Below are 16,638 nucleotides of genomic sequence, written 5' to 3'. Positions count from 1 at the left end.
ACTCCTCTCCTTATGTGCAATGTGCTGTTGCCGGCATTGATTACCGGTTTCCGTCCGGATAAGGAATTCCTAAGTGGCGGTAGGCTTGCTCGGTAGCAATCCTTCCGCGGGGCGTTCGCTGCAGAAATCCGATTTGCATCAAATACGGCTCGTACACATCCTCTATCGTCTGACTCTCTTCGCCGATCGTTGCGGCTATTGTATCTAGTCCGACAGGACGGCCTGAGAAAGTCGTCATCATCGCATGAAGCATCTTGTGGTCGATGCTATCCAGTCCCATCGGGTCGACTTGGAGCAATTCAAGCGCTAGACCAGCAATCTCCTGCGTGATGATGCCGTCGCCGCGAACCTGCGCGAAGTCACGAACCCGCTTTAACAGGCGATTGGCTATCCTCGGCGTCCCCCTTGAACGCAGGGCGATCTCCATCGCCGCTTCGCCGACAATGCCCGCATTCAATATTTCGGAGGTGCGGGAGATAATGAAGGCGAGCTCGTCCACCGTATAGAACTCCAATCGGCTAACGACGCCGAATCGATCACGAAGCGGAGCAGACAATAAGCCCGCGCGCGTTGTGGCGCCGATTAACGTGAATGGCGGCAAGTCAAGGCGAACGGATCGTGCGCTCGGACCTTTGCCGATCATAATATCGAGCGCGAAATCTTCCATCGCCGGATACAATACTTCTTCGACCGTTCTATGAAGACGATGAATCTCATCTATGAACAGTACGTCGCCCTCCTGCAGATTCGTCAGCAGAGCAGCAAGATCGCCCGGCCTCTCGATCGCAGGGCCGGACGTCGTCCGCAGATTAACGCCAAGCTCATTGGCGATAATGTTGGACAGCGTCGTCTTGCCGAGCCCCGGCGGCCCATAGAGCAGCACATGGTCAAGCGCTTCCTTGCGCATCTTTGCTGCTTCGATATATATCGTTAAGTTCTCTTTCACTTTCGTCTGCCCGATGTATTCGCCCAAATAACGCGGACGAAGACTAAACTCGGCAGCCTGGTCTTCCATCATCAGGTTAGCGGATATGATTCGATCATCCATGTAAGCTTACTCTCCTTCCGTCAACCTTTGAACAGTTGCTGCAATGCCCGTTTCATCAATACTTCTACGCTGTCCTCAGCCGTAACGGATTGCTCGAGCCCGCTCCAAGCGCGGTCCAGCTCTGCAGCCGTATAACCAAGCGCGATCAATGCTTCGCGCGCTTCCTGCCATGCCGTGCCCGCACCTTGCTTCGAACCGGCAGCGCCCTCCATATCCGGGGACAGTCCGCCAATCGCGAACAAGCCGGTATTCATTCCGAAGTTTGCAAGCTTATCCTTCAGATCCAATATAATGCGCTGCGCCGTCTTCTTGCCTATGCCCGGCAGCTTCGTCAAGAATGCAATGTTCTCGTTATGTACGGCCGATATGATGGCTTCCGGCTTGCCGGCTGAGAGAATGCCAAGCGCAACGCGCGGACCGATGCCCGACACTTCCAGCAGCTTGCGGAATAACGTCTGCTCCTCGCGTGTCTCGAAGCCGAATAGCAGAATCGCGTCCTCGCGAACATGATGATGAATATAGACGGTAACCGCCTCTTCCTTCTTCGCGAAAGCATACGGATTAGGCGTGAACACGCGATAGCCTGTATCTCTTACGTCCATGACGATGTACTCAGTATCCATATGTACGACAAGTCCTCTTAAAAAATCGATCACGAACGGTTCACCTCATTTATTTTTTGAGTCAATACAGCCGAATGAGCATGACAAATCGCTATGGCGAGCGCATCCGCCACATCGTCCGGCTTCGGAATAGCAGACAGCTTCAAAAACATTTTGACCATTTCCTGCACCTGCCGCTTCTCCGCCTTGCCGTATCCGACGACAGCCTGCTTTACTTGCAACGGCGTATATTCCGCTACCGGCAGCTTCCGCTGCGCAGCGGCAAGGATAATAACGCCTCTAGCCTGACCGACGGCAAACGCGGTCGTTACGTTACGATTGAAGAACAGCTTCTCGACGGCAACGGAATCCGGCTTGTATTTATCCATGAGCGCGCCTGCGGCTTCATAGATTTGGAGCAGCCGCTCCTCGGGAGGCGTATGCGCCTCCGTCTGAATGCAGCCATATTGTACGGGGGTCAGCTTATGTCCCATCTTATCAATAAATCCAAAGCCCGCTATCGCAATACCGGGGTCAATTCCTAGTACTCGCAACCCGCCAACTCCTCAATGAACACTAATCATCCTTCCATTATAGCAAAAGTTGCCGAGAATGAGAACGCGCGTTTGATATTTCGAGCCTATCATCCGTCTAGCACTGACATAACAAGAAGAGCGACCTGATTGAACAGGCCGCTCTTCTTAATTGCAATCTAGTACGACGGTTTCATTACTTTCTCGTTATCTGATCGTGCAAAATCGCTGAACGTCGATAATACGCTGTTATATTCGTCGATATCGCTAATCCGTATGCCTCGAGTCAGTTGATCCAGCTTGTCCTGCGGAAGGCTGCTCTCCATGTAACGGACGTCCAGTTGGAAAAAAGTACGCACGACCTTCTCTTTTTTCGGCTCGCCGTCGAACAAGGTTAGGTTGCCGTCCTTATCCATTCCGATATAGGCATGGCTCTTGCAGTAGGCCGACAAATCGTCGACATGATGCTCAATCAATAAACTGCTGTTGCTTTGATCAAAAGCTGCCGCTTCCCATTCGGGATGAGCGGTAAGCAGCTGGACAAGCTGCTTGGAATCGATGCGTCCAAGCGGCCTCATCTCTTCTCCGCATACGTAGAGCCGGTGAACGTTAACCGTAACCGGCCCATGCTGGCTGCGGAGCGCCTGGAGGACTGTCGCGTGATTGTCTTCCACAGAAAGGGCTGCATATGCCTGCTGTGGAATGGCAACAGTCAGAATAAGGAGAGGCAACAAACCTCCCAACATCCATAACGGTCTTCGTTTGCGGCGCAAACGTCGTTTTAGCTGCTTCCAAAGGCTGAATTCCATCATAAGGAAGACCCCTTTATTGTATTTTTGCTGTTAGTGTGCACCACTGCTTCCTAATTATTCAATAAGCGCCAAATGTTTTGAACATACAAAGAACAGGCTAGGAGATCGTCTCCTCGCCTGCTCTTTGCTTTGCATTTACTTATCGATTAATCCATGGACGGCTGAACCCGCTCTTTGGTTTGCTGGAGCGAGTAGAGATCGTGCGGATAACGGCCTTCTTGGCAGACTTTTTCGTCACAGCCGGCTTGGTTCCGATTGGTGATTCGTTTATTTCAGACACGTTCGCGCCCACCTGCGGTTCGCGCTCTCCGCCGCAGCCGCAATCATTGCTTGGGCCCGTTCCGGCTCCTGCCGTTTGCGGCCATGTTGGATATGGCGTATAGTACCCATGGCCGCCGGCAATCGGAGAGACGGCCCCGCCGTACCCGTAATCCGGCTGCATGGATGCTGGCGATACAGCACCTTGGCCGTAGTAGCCATATTCAGGCTGTACGGATGCCGGGGACACCATGCCTCCATAGCCGTAGTGACCAAATTCAGGCTGTACGGATGCTGGAGACACCATGCCATGACCGTAGTGGCCATACTCTGGCTGCAAGGACGCTGGGGACACCATGCCGTGACCGTAATGGTCTTGCTCTGGCAATGTGCTGGCTCCTGCTACAAGCGGACTGTTGTTTTCACCAAGCCCTTGAGTAAATGGACTTACCATTGGCTCTCCATATCCCCAAGGCCCTTCACTTTGCGGGGAAACGAACGGATTGCCGTAGCCATAGCCTCCCGTCGTCATGACCATTCCCGGCGGACATTCTTCGGCATTTGCTGCTTGAACCACATTAGCGGCGTTGGCGGCATGAGCCGTGTTCGCTAAAGGCGACACATTAGCAGCATTCGCCAGTGGAGCTACATTGGCTGCATTGGCTGCATGAGCAGCATTCATCGCGTTCAAAGCATTTGCAGCATTTTCAGCTGCAGGGCTGACCATAGGGCTGAACGGCGTAGGCTGCTGCCAATTGCCGTAGCCTGTTCCCATCTGTGCAGGGTGCACCATCGGCTGGCCATAGCCGTTACCGTAACCGCCGTAAAAAGGTTGTTGCATAGCCGGCGATACGGCTTCAGGCGCTTTTGGCAAATCGTACAACGACATCGCTTCCGTTGCAGGAATGCCATATTGCTTGAACAGATCAACGTTCGGTTGATACTCCGAATGAATAGGCGATAATTTTTTCTCAACCGGCTTCTCGATCGGAAGTGTTTTCTCCGCCGCTGCTTTCGTCTTCTCGGCTGGCTTGATTTTCTCAGCCGGCTTTGTCTTCTCTGGCGCTGGCTTCACAGCTGCCGGAGGAGGAGCTGGCAACGGCGCTGGAGGCGTTGGAGTGACGATTGGCGCTGTTGGTGTCTTCCCGGCAGCTGGCGCAGTAGACGTCTTGCCAGGCGTCGTCGTGGCCGGACCGGTTGGTGTCTTGCCTATGATAGGCGCCGTGCTAAGTTTGCCGACCCAGCCTTGGACGTTCTGCATAAGCGACTTCTGATTGCCAGCGCTTTGCGCCACGGTCGTGCCCGGAAGACCTGTCACATCAGACGGCGTCGTGCCTACCTTCGGGATGTTAACGATCTCGCCGGTCAATAACACATTCGGATTTTTGAGCTGCGGATTGGCTTTAATCATGTCCGCAAGCGGAACTCCCCATGACTTGGACAGTTTCCAAAGCGTATCGCCCTGCTTCACGACATGCTGGTGCATAATGTCCATGCCGCCGCCGCTCCCTGGGTGACTGGATGGAATCTTCACCTTCATCCCGATCTCGATTGCGTCCGGATTCGTGATCCCCGGATTAAGCTTCAAAATTTCTTCCAGCGTTACATTATACTTTTGGCCGATTAAGTATAACGACTCGCCTTTTTTTACGATATGAATTTTCACGCGCCAATTACCTCCTGTCACGTTCTGAATAACAAGGCACGGCTAATGCCTGCTATCGATCCTTACATCCTATGCAGAATATGGGCAGGTGTCTCCACTTTCATGCAAAAAAAAAGTGAAGCTTGGCCCATATTTTGTCATAAGGGCCTAACTTCACATTATATGCGGGGCAACATCCCCGGCATCCTATCTCTATTCGGTTACAGCGAGCTGCTCATACGTAAAGCTAGGATAACATCCAAGAATACGAACCTGACAGCCAAGCGCCTCGATCTCTTCCAAAGCGGAGGGCAGAAGCACGGATTCCAGCGACATATCGATATCGATGAAAAAGTAGTAATTACCGAGCTTCTTCTTCGTCGGACGCGATTCGATGCGCGATAAGTTGATCTTCCGCCATGCGAACGCCGCCAACACCTGATGCAGCGCGCCTGGAAAGTCTTCCGGCAGCGTAATTAGAATGCTTGTCTTCACCGCATCCGATTGACGCTCCGAATACACCTCAGGTCCGACTAGCAAGAACCGCGTATAGTTGTTGTCATGATCGGTCACACCGCTTGCCAGTATGTCTAGCCCGTTATTCGCAGCGGCCGTTGTCGTACCGATCGCCACGATGCCTTGACCCGGGTTATCGCGCACGATTCGAACGGATTCGGCGGTGCTGCTTACATGCTCGGTAATGGCCTGCGGCATCTTGCTGCGAAGAAACTGCAGGCATTGAGCCATGGCCACCGGATGGCTGATAACCTTCTTGATCCGGCTGAAGTCGATCTCGCCGTCTTCGCCCAGCAGCTCGCTCTTCCTGCCGATCAGGTTCTGAATCGATGGATATACCCACTCAGCCCGTATCGGCAAGTCTACCTCATGCACGAGCCAGTCCATATGCAGACTGACCGAGCCCTCAATCGTATTCTCGATTGGAATGACGCTATAATTGCTGACGCCATTCACGGTAGATAAGAACACGTCGGAGATGAGGCGATGGTGATCCCAGGATACATTTTGCGTTCCGATAAAATGTTTCGCCGCTTCATCCGATACCGAACCAGCGGGTAAAAGTGCGATTGTCTTCATGCCTTAACTTCTCCTTTAATTCGATCCGGGAGCGGCATAGGGGCAACCGCCGATATGTCCTCTACCGTTATTTGTGGGCCGTTCGGGCACGGCGCTAGCCATAGCGTCTCCGCTTCGATGCCCTCTTGCTTCAATGTATCCAGCAGAAACTGCTCGATCGCCCCTTTGTCCGGGCAATCGGTTGATACGAACGCGATCAGCGTCGGACCCGCTCCGCTGAGCGCTGCGCCCAGCGCGCCATAGTCGGCTGCGCGCTCCAAGATGGTCGTCATGCCGGGAATGAGAGCTGCACGGTAAGGCTGGTGCAGCCGATCCTTCATCGCATGACGGATCAGACCAAGCTCGCCGCTGGCCAGCGCCGCGACGAGCAGCGAGCTGCGGCCGACGTTGAACACCGCGTCGGCCATGCTGATCTGCGAAGGCAGCGCATGCCGCGCCTTCTCCGTAGAGAGCTGGAACGCCGGAATCGCAACAAGCGTCTCCAGCCTCTCATTCGGCGCCAGCCGCACGTAATCCGCGCGCTGGCCGTCCCATGCCGACACGACGATGCCTCCGAACAGCGAGGCCCCGACGTTGTCGGGATGACCTTCTAGCGCTGTTGCCATCTGGAACAGCTTGTCGTCCGTAAGCGGACTGCCGATCAACGCGTTAGCCGCCGCCAGCGCCCCGATAATCGCCGAGGCGCTGCTGCCGAGGCCGCGAGTCAGCGGAATGTCGCTGACCATCGAGATCGACAGCTCAGGTATGGATACGCCCGCTTCAGTAAATACAAGCTGAGCTACTTTATAGAGTAAGTTACTTTTGTCGCGAGGCAAGCCCTGCATCTGATCTCCATAGAATTGGAACTCTGTCCGATCAGATACGCTCATCTCGATCCATGCATACAACGAAAGGGCCATGCCCAGCGTGTCGAAGCCTGGACCCAAGTTAGCCGTGCTAGCCGGCACCTTAACAATTACTCGACGATTAGTCATGCTGCTATTCCCCTTATCCTTCGACGCGATATACGCTCTTCACTTTGTGTACGACGTCGAGCGACTCGAAGCTTGCAAGCACCTTCTGGATAGCCGCTTTGTTCGCATCATGTGTTATGACGATAATTTCCGCTTGCGCAATGTTCGGGTTCGGCTGTTGCAGCACCGACTCCAGACTGACTTCGAAGTCAGCGAACACTTGCGTAATGCGTGCGAGCACGCCAGCACGGTCTGCTACTTGCAGCAGCAGGAAGTACTTCGACGAGATCTGCTCATCCGTCTTGAGCTTCTTCTCCTTGTATGCGCCGCCGCTTTGCTTGCCGTTAACGCCAAGCTTGATGTTCTTCACAACCGCAACAAGATCGGCAACGATCGAAGTAGCCGTCGGCAGCTCGCCTGCGCCTGCGCCATAGAACATCGTCTCGCCTACCGCTTCGCCGTGCACGTACACAGCGTTGAATACGCCGTTAACCGAAGCGATCGGATGCGATTGCTTCACCATCGTCGGTTGGACGCTAACGCTGATCAGATCGTCTTGACGCTCTGCGATGCCGAGCAGCTTTACTTCGTAGCCGAGACGTTTCGCGTAAGCGATATCGTCCTTCGTAACCGAAGAAATGCCTTGCGCCGATACGTCCTCAAGCGCTACGTTAGTATGGAAACCAAGCGTCGCGAGAATCGTCATTTTGCGAGCGGCGTCGAGCCCTTCAACGTCGGAGGTCGGATCCGCTTCCGCATACCCAAGCTCTTGCGCTTCCTTCAGCACGTCGGCATACGATGCGCCTTCCTGACTCATCTTCGTGAGGATGAAGTTCGTCGTTCCGTTCACGATGCCCATAATCTTCGTAATGCGATCCGAAGAGAAGCCTTCCACTAGCGTCCGCAGAATCGGGATGCCGCCAGCTACCGAAGCTTCATACAAGATGTCGCATTGATGGCGCTTCGCCTTCTCCAAAATTTCCGTTCCGTGCATCGCCATTAAATCTTTATTGGCCGTTACGACATGTTTGCCGCGTTCCAGCGCTTCCAAGATATATTCCTTCGTTTGCGCTACGCCGCCCATTACCTCAACGATGACGTCGATATCCGGATGGCGGATAATTTCCCATGGGTCCTCCGTCATCTTGTCCGCGTCGATTGAAATGCTGCGCGATTTGTTTTTATTTTGAACGAGCACCTTCTCGATTACAATCGGAGAGCCGACTTGGCTTTGCAGATCGTCCTGGTGTCCTTCTACGATACGGACAACGCCTGTTCCAACTGTTCCTAAACCTAATAAACCTACCTTAATCGGCTTCATCATAATACCCTCCAATATGTGTCAAGCTGCTGCCTGCTGTTAGCCTTGCCCTATAACGGATGCTTTGCGAACGCCCGCCTGATTGCGGAGCGTCTCGACAAGCGATGACAGTTCCCCGGATAGCTGCGATATATCGACCGAAATGACGACGTTCGCGAATCCTTGCAGCGGAATGCTCTGATTCATCGTGAGCACATTGCCTTCCAGGCCGGCAACAAGGCCCAGCACCGTGGACAGCACGCCGGAGCGATGCTCCAGATCCATCGAGATCGTTGCGATGCGCTCGCGTTCCAACTGATTGAGCGCGTATACGCCGTCTTTATACTTATAAAAGGCGCTGCGGCTAAGTCCGACGCGCTCCACCGCTTCATGTACGGTAAGCGACTCGCCGCGTCCGAGCATCTCTTTCACTTGTATCGTCTTAATAATCGCTTCCGGTAAAATGTCCTCTCGAACGACATAATAGCGCTCAGTCACTATACGTCCTCCTCAAAAAGACAAATGTATTCCTATAGTGGACATTATATCGGAATTTCCAGCTTGGGGCAATAGTTAAATCGCGGGTAGGTTAATTGTCTCCTAAACGAAAAAAAGACGGCATTCGCCGTCTCTCCTTTCAATTCATGCAGCCTGTGCTGCAACTATCGGCTCGGATCGTAATCATTGCCCTCGAAGAACTCGAAAGCGAAGTCGTTGATTCTGACCATATCGCCGTCTCTCGCACCTTGCTTGCGCAGCGCCGCATCGACACCCATCTTGCGCATCATACGGGCGAATCGCATAACAGCGTCGTACGAGTTCAAGTTCATACGCTTCATATAGCGTTCGATGCCTTCGCTGACGACGACGAATACTTCGTCCTCCTTGTGGATGGTGAACGTCGTCTCCTCGCGCTTCTCGTACGTATATACTTTACGCTCTTCGATATCTTTCACTTCTTCGACCGGAGCTTGCTCGACGACCGTATCCAGCACGTCTGCCGCCTTGTACAGAAGCTCCTGAATACCTTGCTTCGTTAGCGAGGATATCGGCAGGATCTCATAGGTCCGCTCACCGCGCACCTCGTCTAGCTGCTGCTTGAACAGCTCAAGATTATCTGCCGACTCCGGCATGTCCATCTTATTGGCAGCAATGATCTGCGGACGATCCGCCAGCTTCTCGTTGTATAGCGAAAGCTCGGCATTGATCTTCACCCAGTCATCGAACGGATCGCGTCCTTCGGACGCCGACATGTCGATAACGTGAATAATGACCCTCGTACGCTCGACATGGCGCAGAAACTCATGGCCGAGGCCAACGCCCTCATGTGCGCCTTCGATCAAGCCCGGCAAATCTGCCATGACGAAGCTGCGTCCATCTCCGACATCGACAACGCCTAGATTCGGCGTAATCGTCGTGAAGTGATAAGCGCCGATCTTCGGCTTCGCACCGGATACGACCGAGAGCAGCGTTGACTTGCCTACGCTTGGGAATCCGACCAGTCCGATGTCCGCCATCACTTTCAGCTCCAGCACGACCCAGCGCTCTTGGCCTTCCTCTCCGTTCTCCGAAATGTACGGAGCCGGATTGTTCGCTGTCGCGAACCGGGTATTGCCGCGTCCGCCGCGCCCGCCCTTCGCAATGACAATCTTCTGACCATGACGCGTCATATCCGCGATGACTTCCTGCGTATCATCATCGATGATGACCGTTCCGGGCGGGATACGGACGATTGTATCCTCAGCGCCTGCGCCGTGCATGGTCTTCACTTTGCCGCGCTCGCCGCGCTGCGCCTTGAAGTGCTTCTGATAGCGGAAGTCCATGAGCGTACGCAATCCTTCGTCGACTTGGAAGATCAAGTCGCCGCCGCGACCGCCGTCGCCGCCTGCCGGACCGCCGTTCTCGACATACTTCTCTCGACGGAATGAGATGATGCCGTCGCCGCCGTCGCCGCCTTTTACAAATATTTTCGCTTTATCGACAAACATGGTGTACCCCCGTTCAAGCGCGCAATTCCGCCTTCAGCAGCACCTTGGAATAAGGCTGCTCGAAGTTGATCGGTTGCATAGGCGCGCCTTCCAACTGCTGTTGTATTTTTTGCTTCCATTGCTGTTCGTTCATAAGCTCGCCCTCATAATAAAATGCCGCATAAAGCGCCCCGCTATCCTTCGACAGCTCCACGCGCAGCGTCGCTACAGCTCCATGCCCAGGCTTCGTAGCGAAGCGATAAGCATTGATTGTATGTATAAGAGTATCGGCAATCTTGTCGCAATCACCAGCGAATTCACTAAGTTGTATCTCGCCTTTAACATCGACTTCAAGCTCCAGCGCATTCGTCATCGTCCGAAACGATTGGATGAAGCTGACAAGTAGCGGGCTGCCAAGCCTGCCGATGCTGCTCTCGTTGCCCATCTTCTCTCTTATTTTCTCCATATAATCAACCGTTTTATCCAGCTTCTGAAGCCGAATATAGCCATACAAGACCTGCAAATCATTCATCCAGTCATGACGATGATGGTTCAACGTCCGAATAGCCGATGACTGCAACGAATGAATCGTTCTTTCACTGCGCTCCTCGTATTCCTTCCGTTCTAGCCGGATCCAGAAACCGGCCGCAGCGATGATCCAAATGAGAAACACAGCAGTTAACCACACTTTAGAAGGCCATATAAGCACAGCAGCGCAAGGAAGTAACACCGATGCCGCTGCATAATACTTAGGCGTTGTTAAGCGTTCCATTTGATTAAACCCACTTTCACCCGTGTTTCCTAGCTTATCCAGTATAGCATGCGCGAGGACTACTGGTCACTTACCAGCACAAAAAAAAGCCCGGCCTAGCGCGATGCAGGCCGGGGCTTGATGCAAATGTCAAAAATTAAGCTTCTACTGCTGCGGCTACCGGAGCCAGATCAACTGGGTATACGCTCACTTTTTTGCGATCGCGTCCCCAACGTTCGAACTTCACTACGCCTTCAACCTTAGCGTAAAGAGTGTCGTCTTTGCCGATGCCTACGTTAGTTCCTGGGTGGATCTTCGTTCCGCGTTGGCGGAACAAGATGCTTCCTGCCGATACGACTTGACCGTCAGCACGTTTAGCGCCAAGGCGCTTCGACTGCGAGTCACGTCCGTTCTTCGTGGAGCCTACACCTTTCTTCGAAGCGAATAGCTGAAGATTCAGTTTCAACATAGTAATTTCCCTCCTTGTTTAAGGAATTTAATGATAAAATTCGTCCTCAAGGGCGCTTATACAAGCGTCTCATGCAAGACGACGTGTTTGCCGTATGATGTAGCTATCGACTCAAGCATGACAACCATCGATTCAAGCAAAAGCTGCATTCTTCCGTCGGCTTCGGCGTCCTGGAGCACCGGAATATCCGATGACAGCCAGCCGTCCTTCATCCGAGCGGGAAGCTCTACGCCTGCTAATGTCTCAATCGAATTGACGGTACCAACCGTAACGGTCGATACGCCGGCGCACACGATATCTTTACCGTGCTTCGCATACTTAGCATGTCCTACGACAGCGAAGGATACGATACGCCTGTCAGCGGCTTGCCTGACAAAAGTAATGTCAATCATCGTGAAATTCCTCTTACGCTTGGATTTTCTCGATTGTTACTTTTGTGAACGGTTGACGATGACCTTGCTTGCGGCGGTAGTTCTTTTTGGCTTTGTATTTGTAAACGATGATTTTTTGGCCTCTGCCTTGTTTCTCGACTTTAGCGGAAACCGTCGCACCGGAAACAACCGGAGTTCCAGTCACAAGACCTTCACCTTTGGATACGGCCAAAACACGGTCAAAAGTTACATTTTCACCTGCGTTAACGTCCAGTTTCTCGATGTAGATCACATCGCCCTCTTGGACTTTGTATTGCTTGCCACCAGTTTCAATAATTGCGAACATAGTTAGTGCACCTCCTTATTTTCGAAGACTCGCCTAATCCAGGTGGCTTGCGACGTATGCCGCATGCGCTTGCTTACCCGATCGGAGCGGTATCCATATGCCTGATTCACGTATGTGTCAGACATACACCAAAACAGTTTATCATACATTATTGCCTAGATCAACCTATTCTCACGTATTCGCAAAAGAATTCTCGCGCGACTTCTTGCGCGTCAACTCTACGAGGCCAAGCTTTGTCCAGCCAACGACCGTGCATTTCGTCTGATCGGGACGAGTGCCTTCCATAAGCTGATGCAGTACCTTCTCGCGATTATGCTCCTGCTCCATATCTATAAAGTCTATAATGACGATACCGCCTACATCCCGCACTCGCAGCAGTCTGGCAATCTCGGCGGCCGCCTCCATATTCGTCTGGAAGACGGTATCCTCCAGATCGGATGTGCCGATGAATTTGCCCGTATTGACATCAACAACCGTGAGCGCCTCGGTCTTGTCCCATACGAGATAGCCGCCGCTCGGCAGCGATATTTTACGCTCGAAAGCCGAATGGATCTGGTCGTTGACTCGATAAGCGTCGAAGAGCGCCTTCGATGCAGGCAGCTTGTACAGTCGAAGCCGCTCGCTTAATGACGGAGCCATCTCCTTCAGCAGAGCAGCTGCCTCGGCATGCTTGATGGGGTCATCGATCCATATCTCATCAATATCGGGCTTCATATTATCCCGTATAACCCGGCGCAGCAGACCCGCTTCGAGATGAAGCACCGCTGGAGCCTTCAGCTCAGCGCTCCTCGTTTCAATCGAACGCCACAGCTCGCGCTGCTCGTCAACATCGGCTCCGATGGACCGCTCAATCTCGCCTTCCGCCGCAGTTCGGATAATGAAGCCTTCCTCGCCTAAGCGCAGCCGTTCTCCGATCTCGCGAAGACGCAATCGCTCCTGCTCGCTTGCAATTTTCTTCGACACGCCGATATAATCGGCAATCGGCATATAGACAAGCCAACGGCCCGGCAAGGAGAAGTGAGTGGTCACTCTTGCCCCTTTGCCGCCCAATGGCTCTTTCATCACTTGTACGATCAGCTCTTGGCCAGCACTAACTACGTCCTGTATCGACGGCTTCGTCTCGGGTTGCTTCTCCAGGTGGGGATGGAGCAAATCATCGATATACAGAAACGCATTTTTGCCGATTCCTATATCGACGAAAGCCGCCTGCATGCCCGGCAATACGTTGACGACGCGGCCTTTGTATATATTGCCTACCAAACCGCTTCCTTTGGCTCGCTCGACGAAATAATCGAAAAGTCGGCCGTCTTGCAGCACGGCAGTCTGCAGCATTTCGCTGCTTGCGTGCATGAACATTTGCTTCATTCCGGGCATCACCATCCAGTCGCTTTTCATTTATTTTACCTGAAAAGCTCCAATACTGCACGATTAGGATTATGATCCGACAAACACCCCTCAACTATCGTTTGCTCGGGCAGTACCTTCACCTGCTTGTCATAAGGCTCGACTAGATAGATGAGATGATATCGCTCCCTGCGAAATAATCGCGCGACCGACAGAATGGACTGTCTTCCGCTAACGATGAGCGGACTCGCCTGCTCGCCGCGTGTTAGAACACGGGCCGCCACTCGTCCCCGATGCATGAGAAACCGGTAGAACAAAAAAGGACGATTGCGCGAATACGTCCAGTTCGTCATTATCAAAAAGAAGCCGACAACGAGCAAGTTCAATTGAATGCCGTCCGCATAGATCAGCCAAGGCAGCAAAGAGCCGATGATCATACAGGCGCTGAGCAACAAGCTAATTCGAGCCGACCAGATAAGCATGGAATAATAATTCATCACGTAACTAAGCGCTGCCTGGAGCAGCTTGCCTCCGTCGAGCGGATAGATCGGGAGCAGATTGAACATGCCAATCATCAGATTCGCCTTCCACACATACGTTGCCCAGTCCGCATCCCAAAGTCCGAGCTGCCCGCAGCCCCAAGCAGCCAGTCCCATCCATAGATTTTGCAATGGCCCGGCAATCGCGACCATCGCATCCTCGGCCGCCGATACTCCCCCGGCCTCTTCGACCTCCGCAACGCCGCCGAACGGCAGCAGCTTTACCTCCCGTACCGTCCAGCCAAAGCTCCGAGCCATGATGACATGTCCAAGCTCATGAACGATAACTAAGAGAAACAACGTCAACAGCTCGGCAAAATAACCAGTGAATACCGAAGCCAACATAATCATGACGAACAACGGATGGACCGACCAAACGATCCCTCTCCATTTAATCAAACGGAATCACGTCCAGCGGATCGACATACTTGTCATTCTCCATTACCGCAAAATAGAGCAAGCTCGGCTCCGTATCGTTCGACTTCAACAGCTTTCCGATCGGGTCGCCCGCCTCCACCCAATCATCAACCTTAACTTCCGTCTCGCCCAGCTTGCCGTATACGCTTACGCGTTTATTCGCGTGCTGTATGACGATCGATGCGCCTTTATCGTCTCCGTCCGTAATCACAATAACTTGTCCCGTCTCAACGGCTACAACAGACTCCTCCGATGCGCCGGCCAGTTCCACGCCGTTCAGCATCTCGGCGAACGTACGAACGAGCGCACCGCTTGCAAGCGGCGCGACGACCGGCAGTTTGACCGTTCCGTCGGCGCCGATCGCCTCGCCCTTATTGTCCTCGAAGATCGGAATGAAGGATGGCGCTCCTGCAAACGTTTCTTTATACCAGGCAGCTGCCGCTGCAAAATCAATCTCTTCCGTCAACGCGTTCTTTACGATCGCCTGTCCCTTAAGCGACCATTCCGAATCATTGTCGAACATTGCCCACACGCCGCCGAATAGCACAATGGCAATTGCGAGCTTCCACATGAGCTCACGCCGGAACGGGTGTTTTTTGGGCGGTTTCGCATGCCTTGTCGGGTCATAGGCGCTCTTAATGAACGTTTTATGCTCGCCGAACCCTACATCCTCCCGCCAGCTTGCCCAAGGATTCGGATTGCTCTTCCAAGCAGTCTCCGGATCGAGCTCGATCGCTTCTTCGCGATAAGCGGGCTCGTAATAGATCGGCGCGTCAGTCGCGCCACCGTCATAGAAAGGCATCTCCGTTTCCTTGCCGGCCGGCTGCTGCTCCATCAACTGCTTTATTTTTTGCTGCCGACGCAGCTTCACGCTATCCTTCGTATTCATCTCGTTCTTCCTCCCCTGCCCTAGAGAGAGCTTGTATCACTATCACTTCCTTCATCCTATGAGCGGGAGTAGACAAGTATGCGGCTCAATAAACAAAAAAAAACCGTTCATGCTTTCCGCATGAACGGTTCGTTAAGCTGAGCTGGATATCTAATCCGCCAGTTCATATACCTCTTGATGAGACTTGATGCTTAACACAAGTCCGATCGACAACATATTAAGCAGCAGCGACGTGCCGCCATAGCTGATGAACGGAAGCGTGATGCCCGTAATGGGCATAAGGCCGATCATCATGCCGATGTTTTGGAACACCTGGAACACATACATCGATACAATGCCAATGACAATAAACGATGCCTTCATATCATAACATTTGAACGCGACAATGATCATTCGATAAATAAGCAGGAAATACAGAAGCAGCAGAATCGCCGCGCCTTGGAAGCCGAATTCCTCACCGATGACGACGAAAATGGAATCCGAATACGGATAAGGTACGAAGCCGCCGTTCTTCATATCTCCCTTTAAGTATCCGTCGCCGTTCAGTCCGCCTGAGCCGATCGCTATCTTCGCATTAAGCGACTGATGCTTCGCGTCAGAGCTTGCCTCTTCCGGGTTAATGTACGTATTGATACGCTCATACCAGTGCGATAGATCCTTATCAATCATAAATTCCTTGATCTCGTTATTGAACATCGTGAACAGGCTGACGAATAACACGATGCTCGCAATAACCGTTCCAAGGCCGATCAGTACATGCGTGTACTTGACGTTGCCGATCCACAGCATGCCGAGCACGATGACCAAATAGATAATGGCATTCCCTAGATCGGGCTGGATCATAACGAGCATGAACGGCAAAGCGGCGAATGCGCCGATCGGCACCAAATCCCGCATGAAGGTCAGCTTGTCGCCTTGTCTTCGTCCCATCAAATAAGCAATGCCTATTATAATAATAATCTTCACGATCTCCGCGGGCTGAATTGTTAACGTCTCGGTAATTTTGAACCAGCCTCGCGCACCGTTGATCTTCGCTCCGACGAAATAAACGAGTATAAGCGACGTAACCCCTATGCCATATAACACATGCCAGCTCTTCAGCACGATTCGGTAATCGAACATGGAAGCGACGATCGCTACAAAAAAACCGAGTCCATAAAAAATAATTTGTTTCGTATCCGAGCTGGCATACCTTGGATCATTGATCGTCGCGCTGTGGAGAACCACGGAACTAATGACCATGAAGAGGAGCAATATGCCTAATATCCCCCAGTCAAGCTTCTTTAATTTGTTAAGCAC

General features: G+C 52.7%; 18 protein-coding genes. All 18 read right to left on the bottom strand.

The window, feature by feature from the left end; genetic code table 11:
• Nucleotides 1-40: 40 nt before the first annotated feature.
• Nucleotides 41-1,048 (bottom strand): Holliday junction branch migration DNA helicase RuvB, encoded by a 1,008-nt coding sequence (gene ruvB / locus AC0YN0_RS02315; protein WP_337099517.1) that lies wholly within the window; start codon nt 1,046-1,048, stop codon nt 41-43.
• A 20-nt stretch (nt 1,049-1,068) separates the two neighbouring features.
• Nucleotides 1,069-1,704, bottom strand: coding sequence for a Holliday junction branch migration protein RuvA (ruvA, locus tag AC0YN0_RS02310; protein ID WP_442048930.1), 636 nt, complete (start codon nt 1,702-1,704; stop codon nt 1,069-1,071).
• Nucleotides 1,701-2,204 carry a crossover junction endodeoxyribonuclease RuvC gene (gene ruvC, locus AC0YN0_RS02305; RefSeq protein ID WP_337099519.1) on the bottom strand — a complete coding sequence of 168 codons (504 nt, stop codon included), beginning with the start codon at nt 2,202-2,204 and terminating at the stop codon, nt 1,701-1,703. The genes ruvA and ruvC overlap by 4 nt, the downstream gene beginning before the upstream one ends.
• Before the next feature lie 158 nt (nt 2,205-2,362).
• Nucleotides 2,363-2,995: a BofC C-terminal domain-containing protein gene (locus AC0YN0_RS02300; protein WP_475819816.1), complete on the bottom strand. Its 633-nt coding sequence runs from the start codon at nt 2,993-2,995 to the stop codon at nt 2,363-2,365.
• Nucleotides 2,996-3,134: 139 nt separating this feature from the next.
• Nucleotides 3,135-4,919 carry a LysM peptidoglycan-binding domain-containing protein gene (locus AC0YN0_RS02295; protein ID WP_475819815.1) on the bottom strand — a complete coding sequence of 595 codons (1,785 nt, stop codon included), beginning with the start codon at nt 4,917-4,919 and terminating at the stop codon, nt 3,135-3,137.
• A 192-nt stretch (nt 4,920-5,111) separates the two neighbouring features.
• The gene (gene pheA / locus AC0YN0_RS02290) at nt 5,112-5,993 is read right to left on the bottom strand and encodes a prephenate dehydratase (protein WP_475819814.1); all 882 of its coding nucleotides are present in this window, start codon (nt 5,991-5,993) and stop codon (nt 5,112-5,114) included.
• The gene (gene thrB / locus AC0YN0_RS02285) at nt 5,990-6,967 is read right to left on the bottom strand and encodes a homoserine kinase (RefSeq protein ID WP_475819813.1); all 978 of its coding nucleotides are present in this window, start codon (nt 6,965-6,967) and stop codon (nt 5,990-5,992) included. Before thrB ends, pheA begins: the two co-directional genes overlap by 4 nt.
• 13 nt (nt 6,968-6,980) lie before the next feature.
• On the bottom strand, nt 6,981-8,267 hold the full coding sequence (locus AC0YN0_RS02280) for a homoserine dehydrogenase (RefSeq protein WP_337099524.1): 1,287 nt from the start codon (nt 8,265-8,267) through the stop codon (nt 6,981-6,983).
• Nucleotides 8,268-8,306: 39 nt separating this feature from the next.
• Nucleotides 8,307-8,744 carry an ACT domain-containing protein gene (locus tag AC0YN0_RS02275; RefSeq protein WP_337099525.1) on the bottom strand — a complete coding sequence of 146 codons (438 nt, stop codon included), beginning with the start codon at nt 8,742-8,744 and terminating at the stop codon, nt 8,307-8,309.
• Nucleotides 8,745-8,908: 164 nt separating this feature from the next.
• Nucleotides 8,909-10,234 (bottom strand): GTPase ObgE, encoded by a 1,326-nt coding sequence (gene obgE, locus AC0YN0_RS02270; RefSeq protein WP_442048925.1) that lies wholly within the window; start codon nt 10,232-10,234, stop codon nt 8,909-8,911.
• Between the two features lie 13 nt (nt 10,235-10,247).
• On the bottom strand, nt 10,248-10,985 hold the full coding sequence (locus AC0YN0_RS02265; protein WP_475819812.1) for a Spo0B domain-containing protein: 738 nt from the start codon (nt 10,983-10,985) through the stop codon (nt 10,248-10,250).
• A gap of 136 nt (nt 10,986-11,121) precedes the next feature.
• Nucleotides 11,122-11,433, bottom strand: coding sequence for a 50S ribosomal protein L27 (rpmA, locus tag AC0YN0_RS02260; protein WP_337099528.1), 312 nt, complete (start codon nt 11,431-11,433; stop codon nt 11,122-11,124).
• Between the two features lie 56 nt (nt 11,434-11,489).
• Nucleotides 11,490-11,825 (bottom strand): ribosomal-processing cysteine protease Prp, encoded by a 336-nt coding sequence (locus AC0YN0_RS02255; RefSeq protein WP_337099529.1) that lies wholly within the window; start codon nt 11,823-11,825, stop codon nt 11,490-11,492.
• A gap of 13 nt (nt 11,826-11,838) precedes the next feature.
• Nucleotides 11,839-12,150: a 50S ribosomal protein L21 gene (gene rplU / locus AC0YN0_RS02250; RefSeq protein ID WP_337099530.1), complete on the bottom strand. Its 312-nt coding sequence runs from the start codon at nt 12,148-12,150 to the stop codon at nt 11,839-11,841.
• 171 nt (nt 12,151-12,321) lie between these two features.
• Nucleotides 12,322-13,515 carry an Rne/Rng family ribonuclease gene (locus AC0YN0_RS02245; protein ID WP_475819811.1) on the bottom strand — a complete coding sequence of 398 codons (1,194 nt, stop codon included), beginning with the start codon at nt 13,513-13,515 and terminating at the stop codon, nt 12,322-12,324.
• Between the two features lie 35 nt (nt 13,516-13,550).
• Nucleotides 13,551-14,432, bottom strand: coding sequence for a M50 family metallopeptidase (locus AC0YN0_RS02240; RefSeq protein ID WP_475819810.1), 882 nt, complete (start codon nt 14,430-14,432; stop codon nt 13,551-13,553).
• A complete protein-coding gene (locus AC0YN0_RS02235; protein WP_475819809.1) occupies nt 14,425-15,339 on the bottom strand; it encodes a peptidoglycan DD-metalloendopeptidase family protein in 915 nt (304 codons plus the stop codon). Before AC0YN0_RS02235 ends, AC0YN0_RS02240 begins: the two co-directional genes overlap by 8 nt.
• A 150-nt stretch (nt 15,340-15,489) precedes the next feature.
• A complete protein-coding gene (locus tag AC0YN0_RS02230) occupies nt 15,490-16,638 on the bottom strand; it encodes an FtsW/RodA/SpoVE family cell cycle protein (RefSeq protein ID WP_475819808.1) in 1,149 nt (382 codons plus the stop codon).

The sequence above is a fragment of the Paenibacillus sp. J22P218 genome, assembly GCF_056269195.1.
Note: the sequence above shows the minus strand (reverse complement) of the source record. Positions and strands in the feature narration are given on the sequence as shown.

Bases quoted from the DNA above. Each gene is read 5' to 3' on its own strand.
- ruvB (WP_337099517.1), bottom strand. From the start codon at position 1,048: ATGGATGATCGAATCATATCCGCTAACCTGATGATGGAAGACCAGGCT.
- AC0YN0_RS02300 (WP_475819816.1), bottom strand. From the start codon at position 2,995: ATGATGGAATTCAGCCTTTGGAAGCAGCTAAAACGACGTTTGCGCCGC.
- pheA (WP_475819814.1), bottom strand. From the start codon at position 5,993: ATGAAGACAATCGCACTTTTACCCGCTGGTTCGGTATCGGATGAAGCG.
- thrB (WP_475819813.1), bottom strand. From the start codon at position 6,967: ATGACTAATCGTCGAGTAATTGTTAAGGTGCCGGCTAGCACGGCTAAC.
- AC0YN0_RS02280 (WP_337099524.1), bottom strand. From the start codon at position 8,267: ATGAAGCCGATTAAGGTAGGTTTATTAGGTTTAGGAACAGTTGGAACA.
- obgE (WP_442048925.1), bottom strand. From the start codon at position 10,234: ATGTTTGTCGATAAAGCGAAAATATTTGTAAAAGGCGGCGACGGCGGC.
- AC0YN0_RS02265 (WP_475819812.1), bottom strand. From the start codon at position 10,985: ATGGAACGCTTAACAACGCCTAAGTATTATGCAGCGGCATCGGTGTTA.
- rpmA (WP_337099528.1), bottom strand. From the start codon at position 11,433: ATGTTGAAACTGAATCTTCAGCTATTCGCTTCGAAGAAAGGTGTAGGC.
- AC0YN0_RS02255 (WP_337099529.1), bottom strand. From the start codon at position 11,825: ATGATTGACATTACTTTTGTCAGGCAAGCCGCTGACAGGCGTATCGTA.
- rplU (WP_337099530.1), bottom strand. From the start codon at position 12,150: ATGTTCGCAATTATTGAAACTGGTGGCAAGCAATACAAAGTCCAAGAG.
- AC0YN0_RS02245 (WP_475819811.1), bottom strand. From the start codon at position 13,515: ATGAAGCAAATGTTCATGCACGCAAGCAGCGAAATGCTGCAGACTGCC.
- AC0YN0_RS02235 (WP_475819809.1), bottom strand. From the start codon at position 15,339: ATGAATACGAAGGATAGCGTGAAGCTGCGTCGGCAGCAAAAAATAAAG.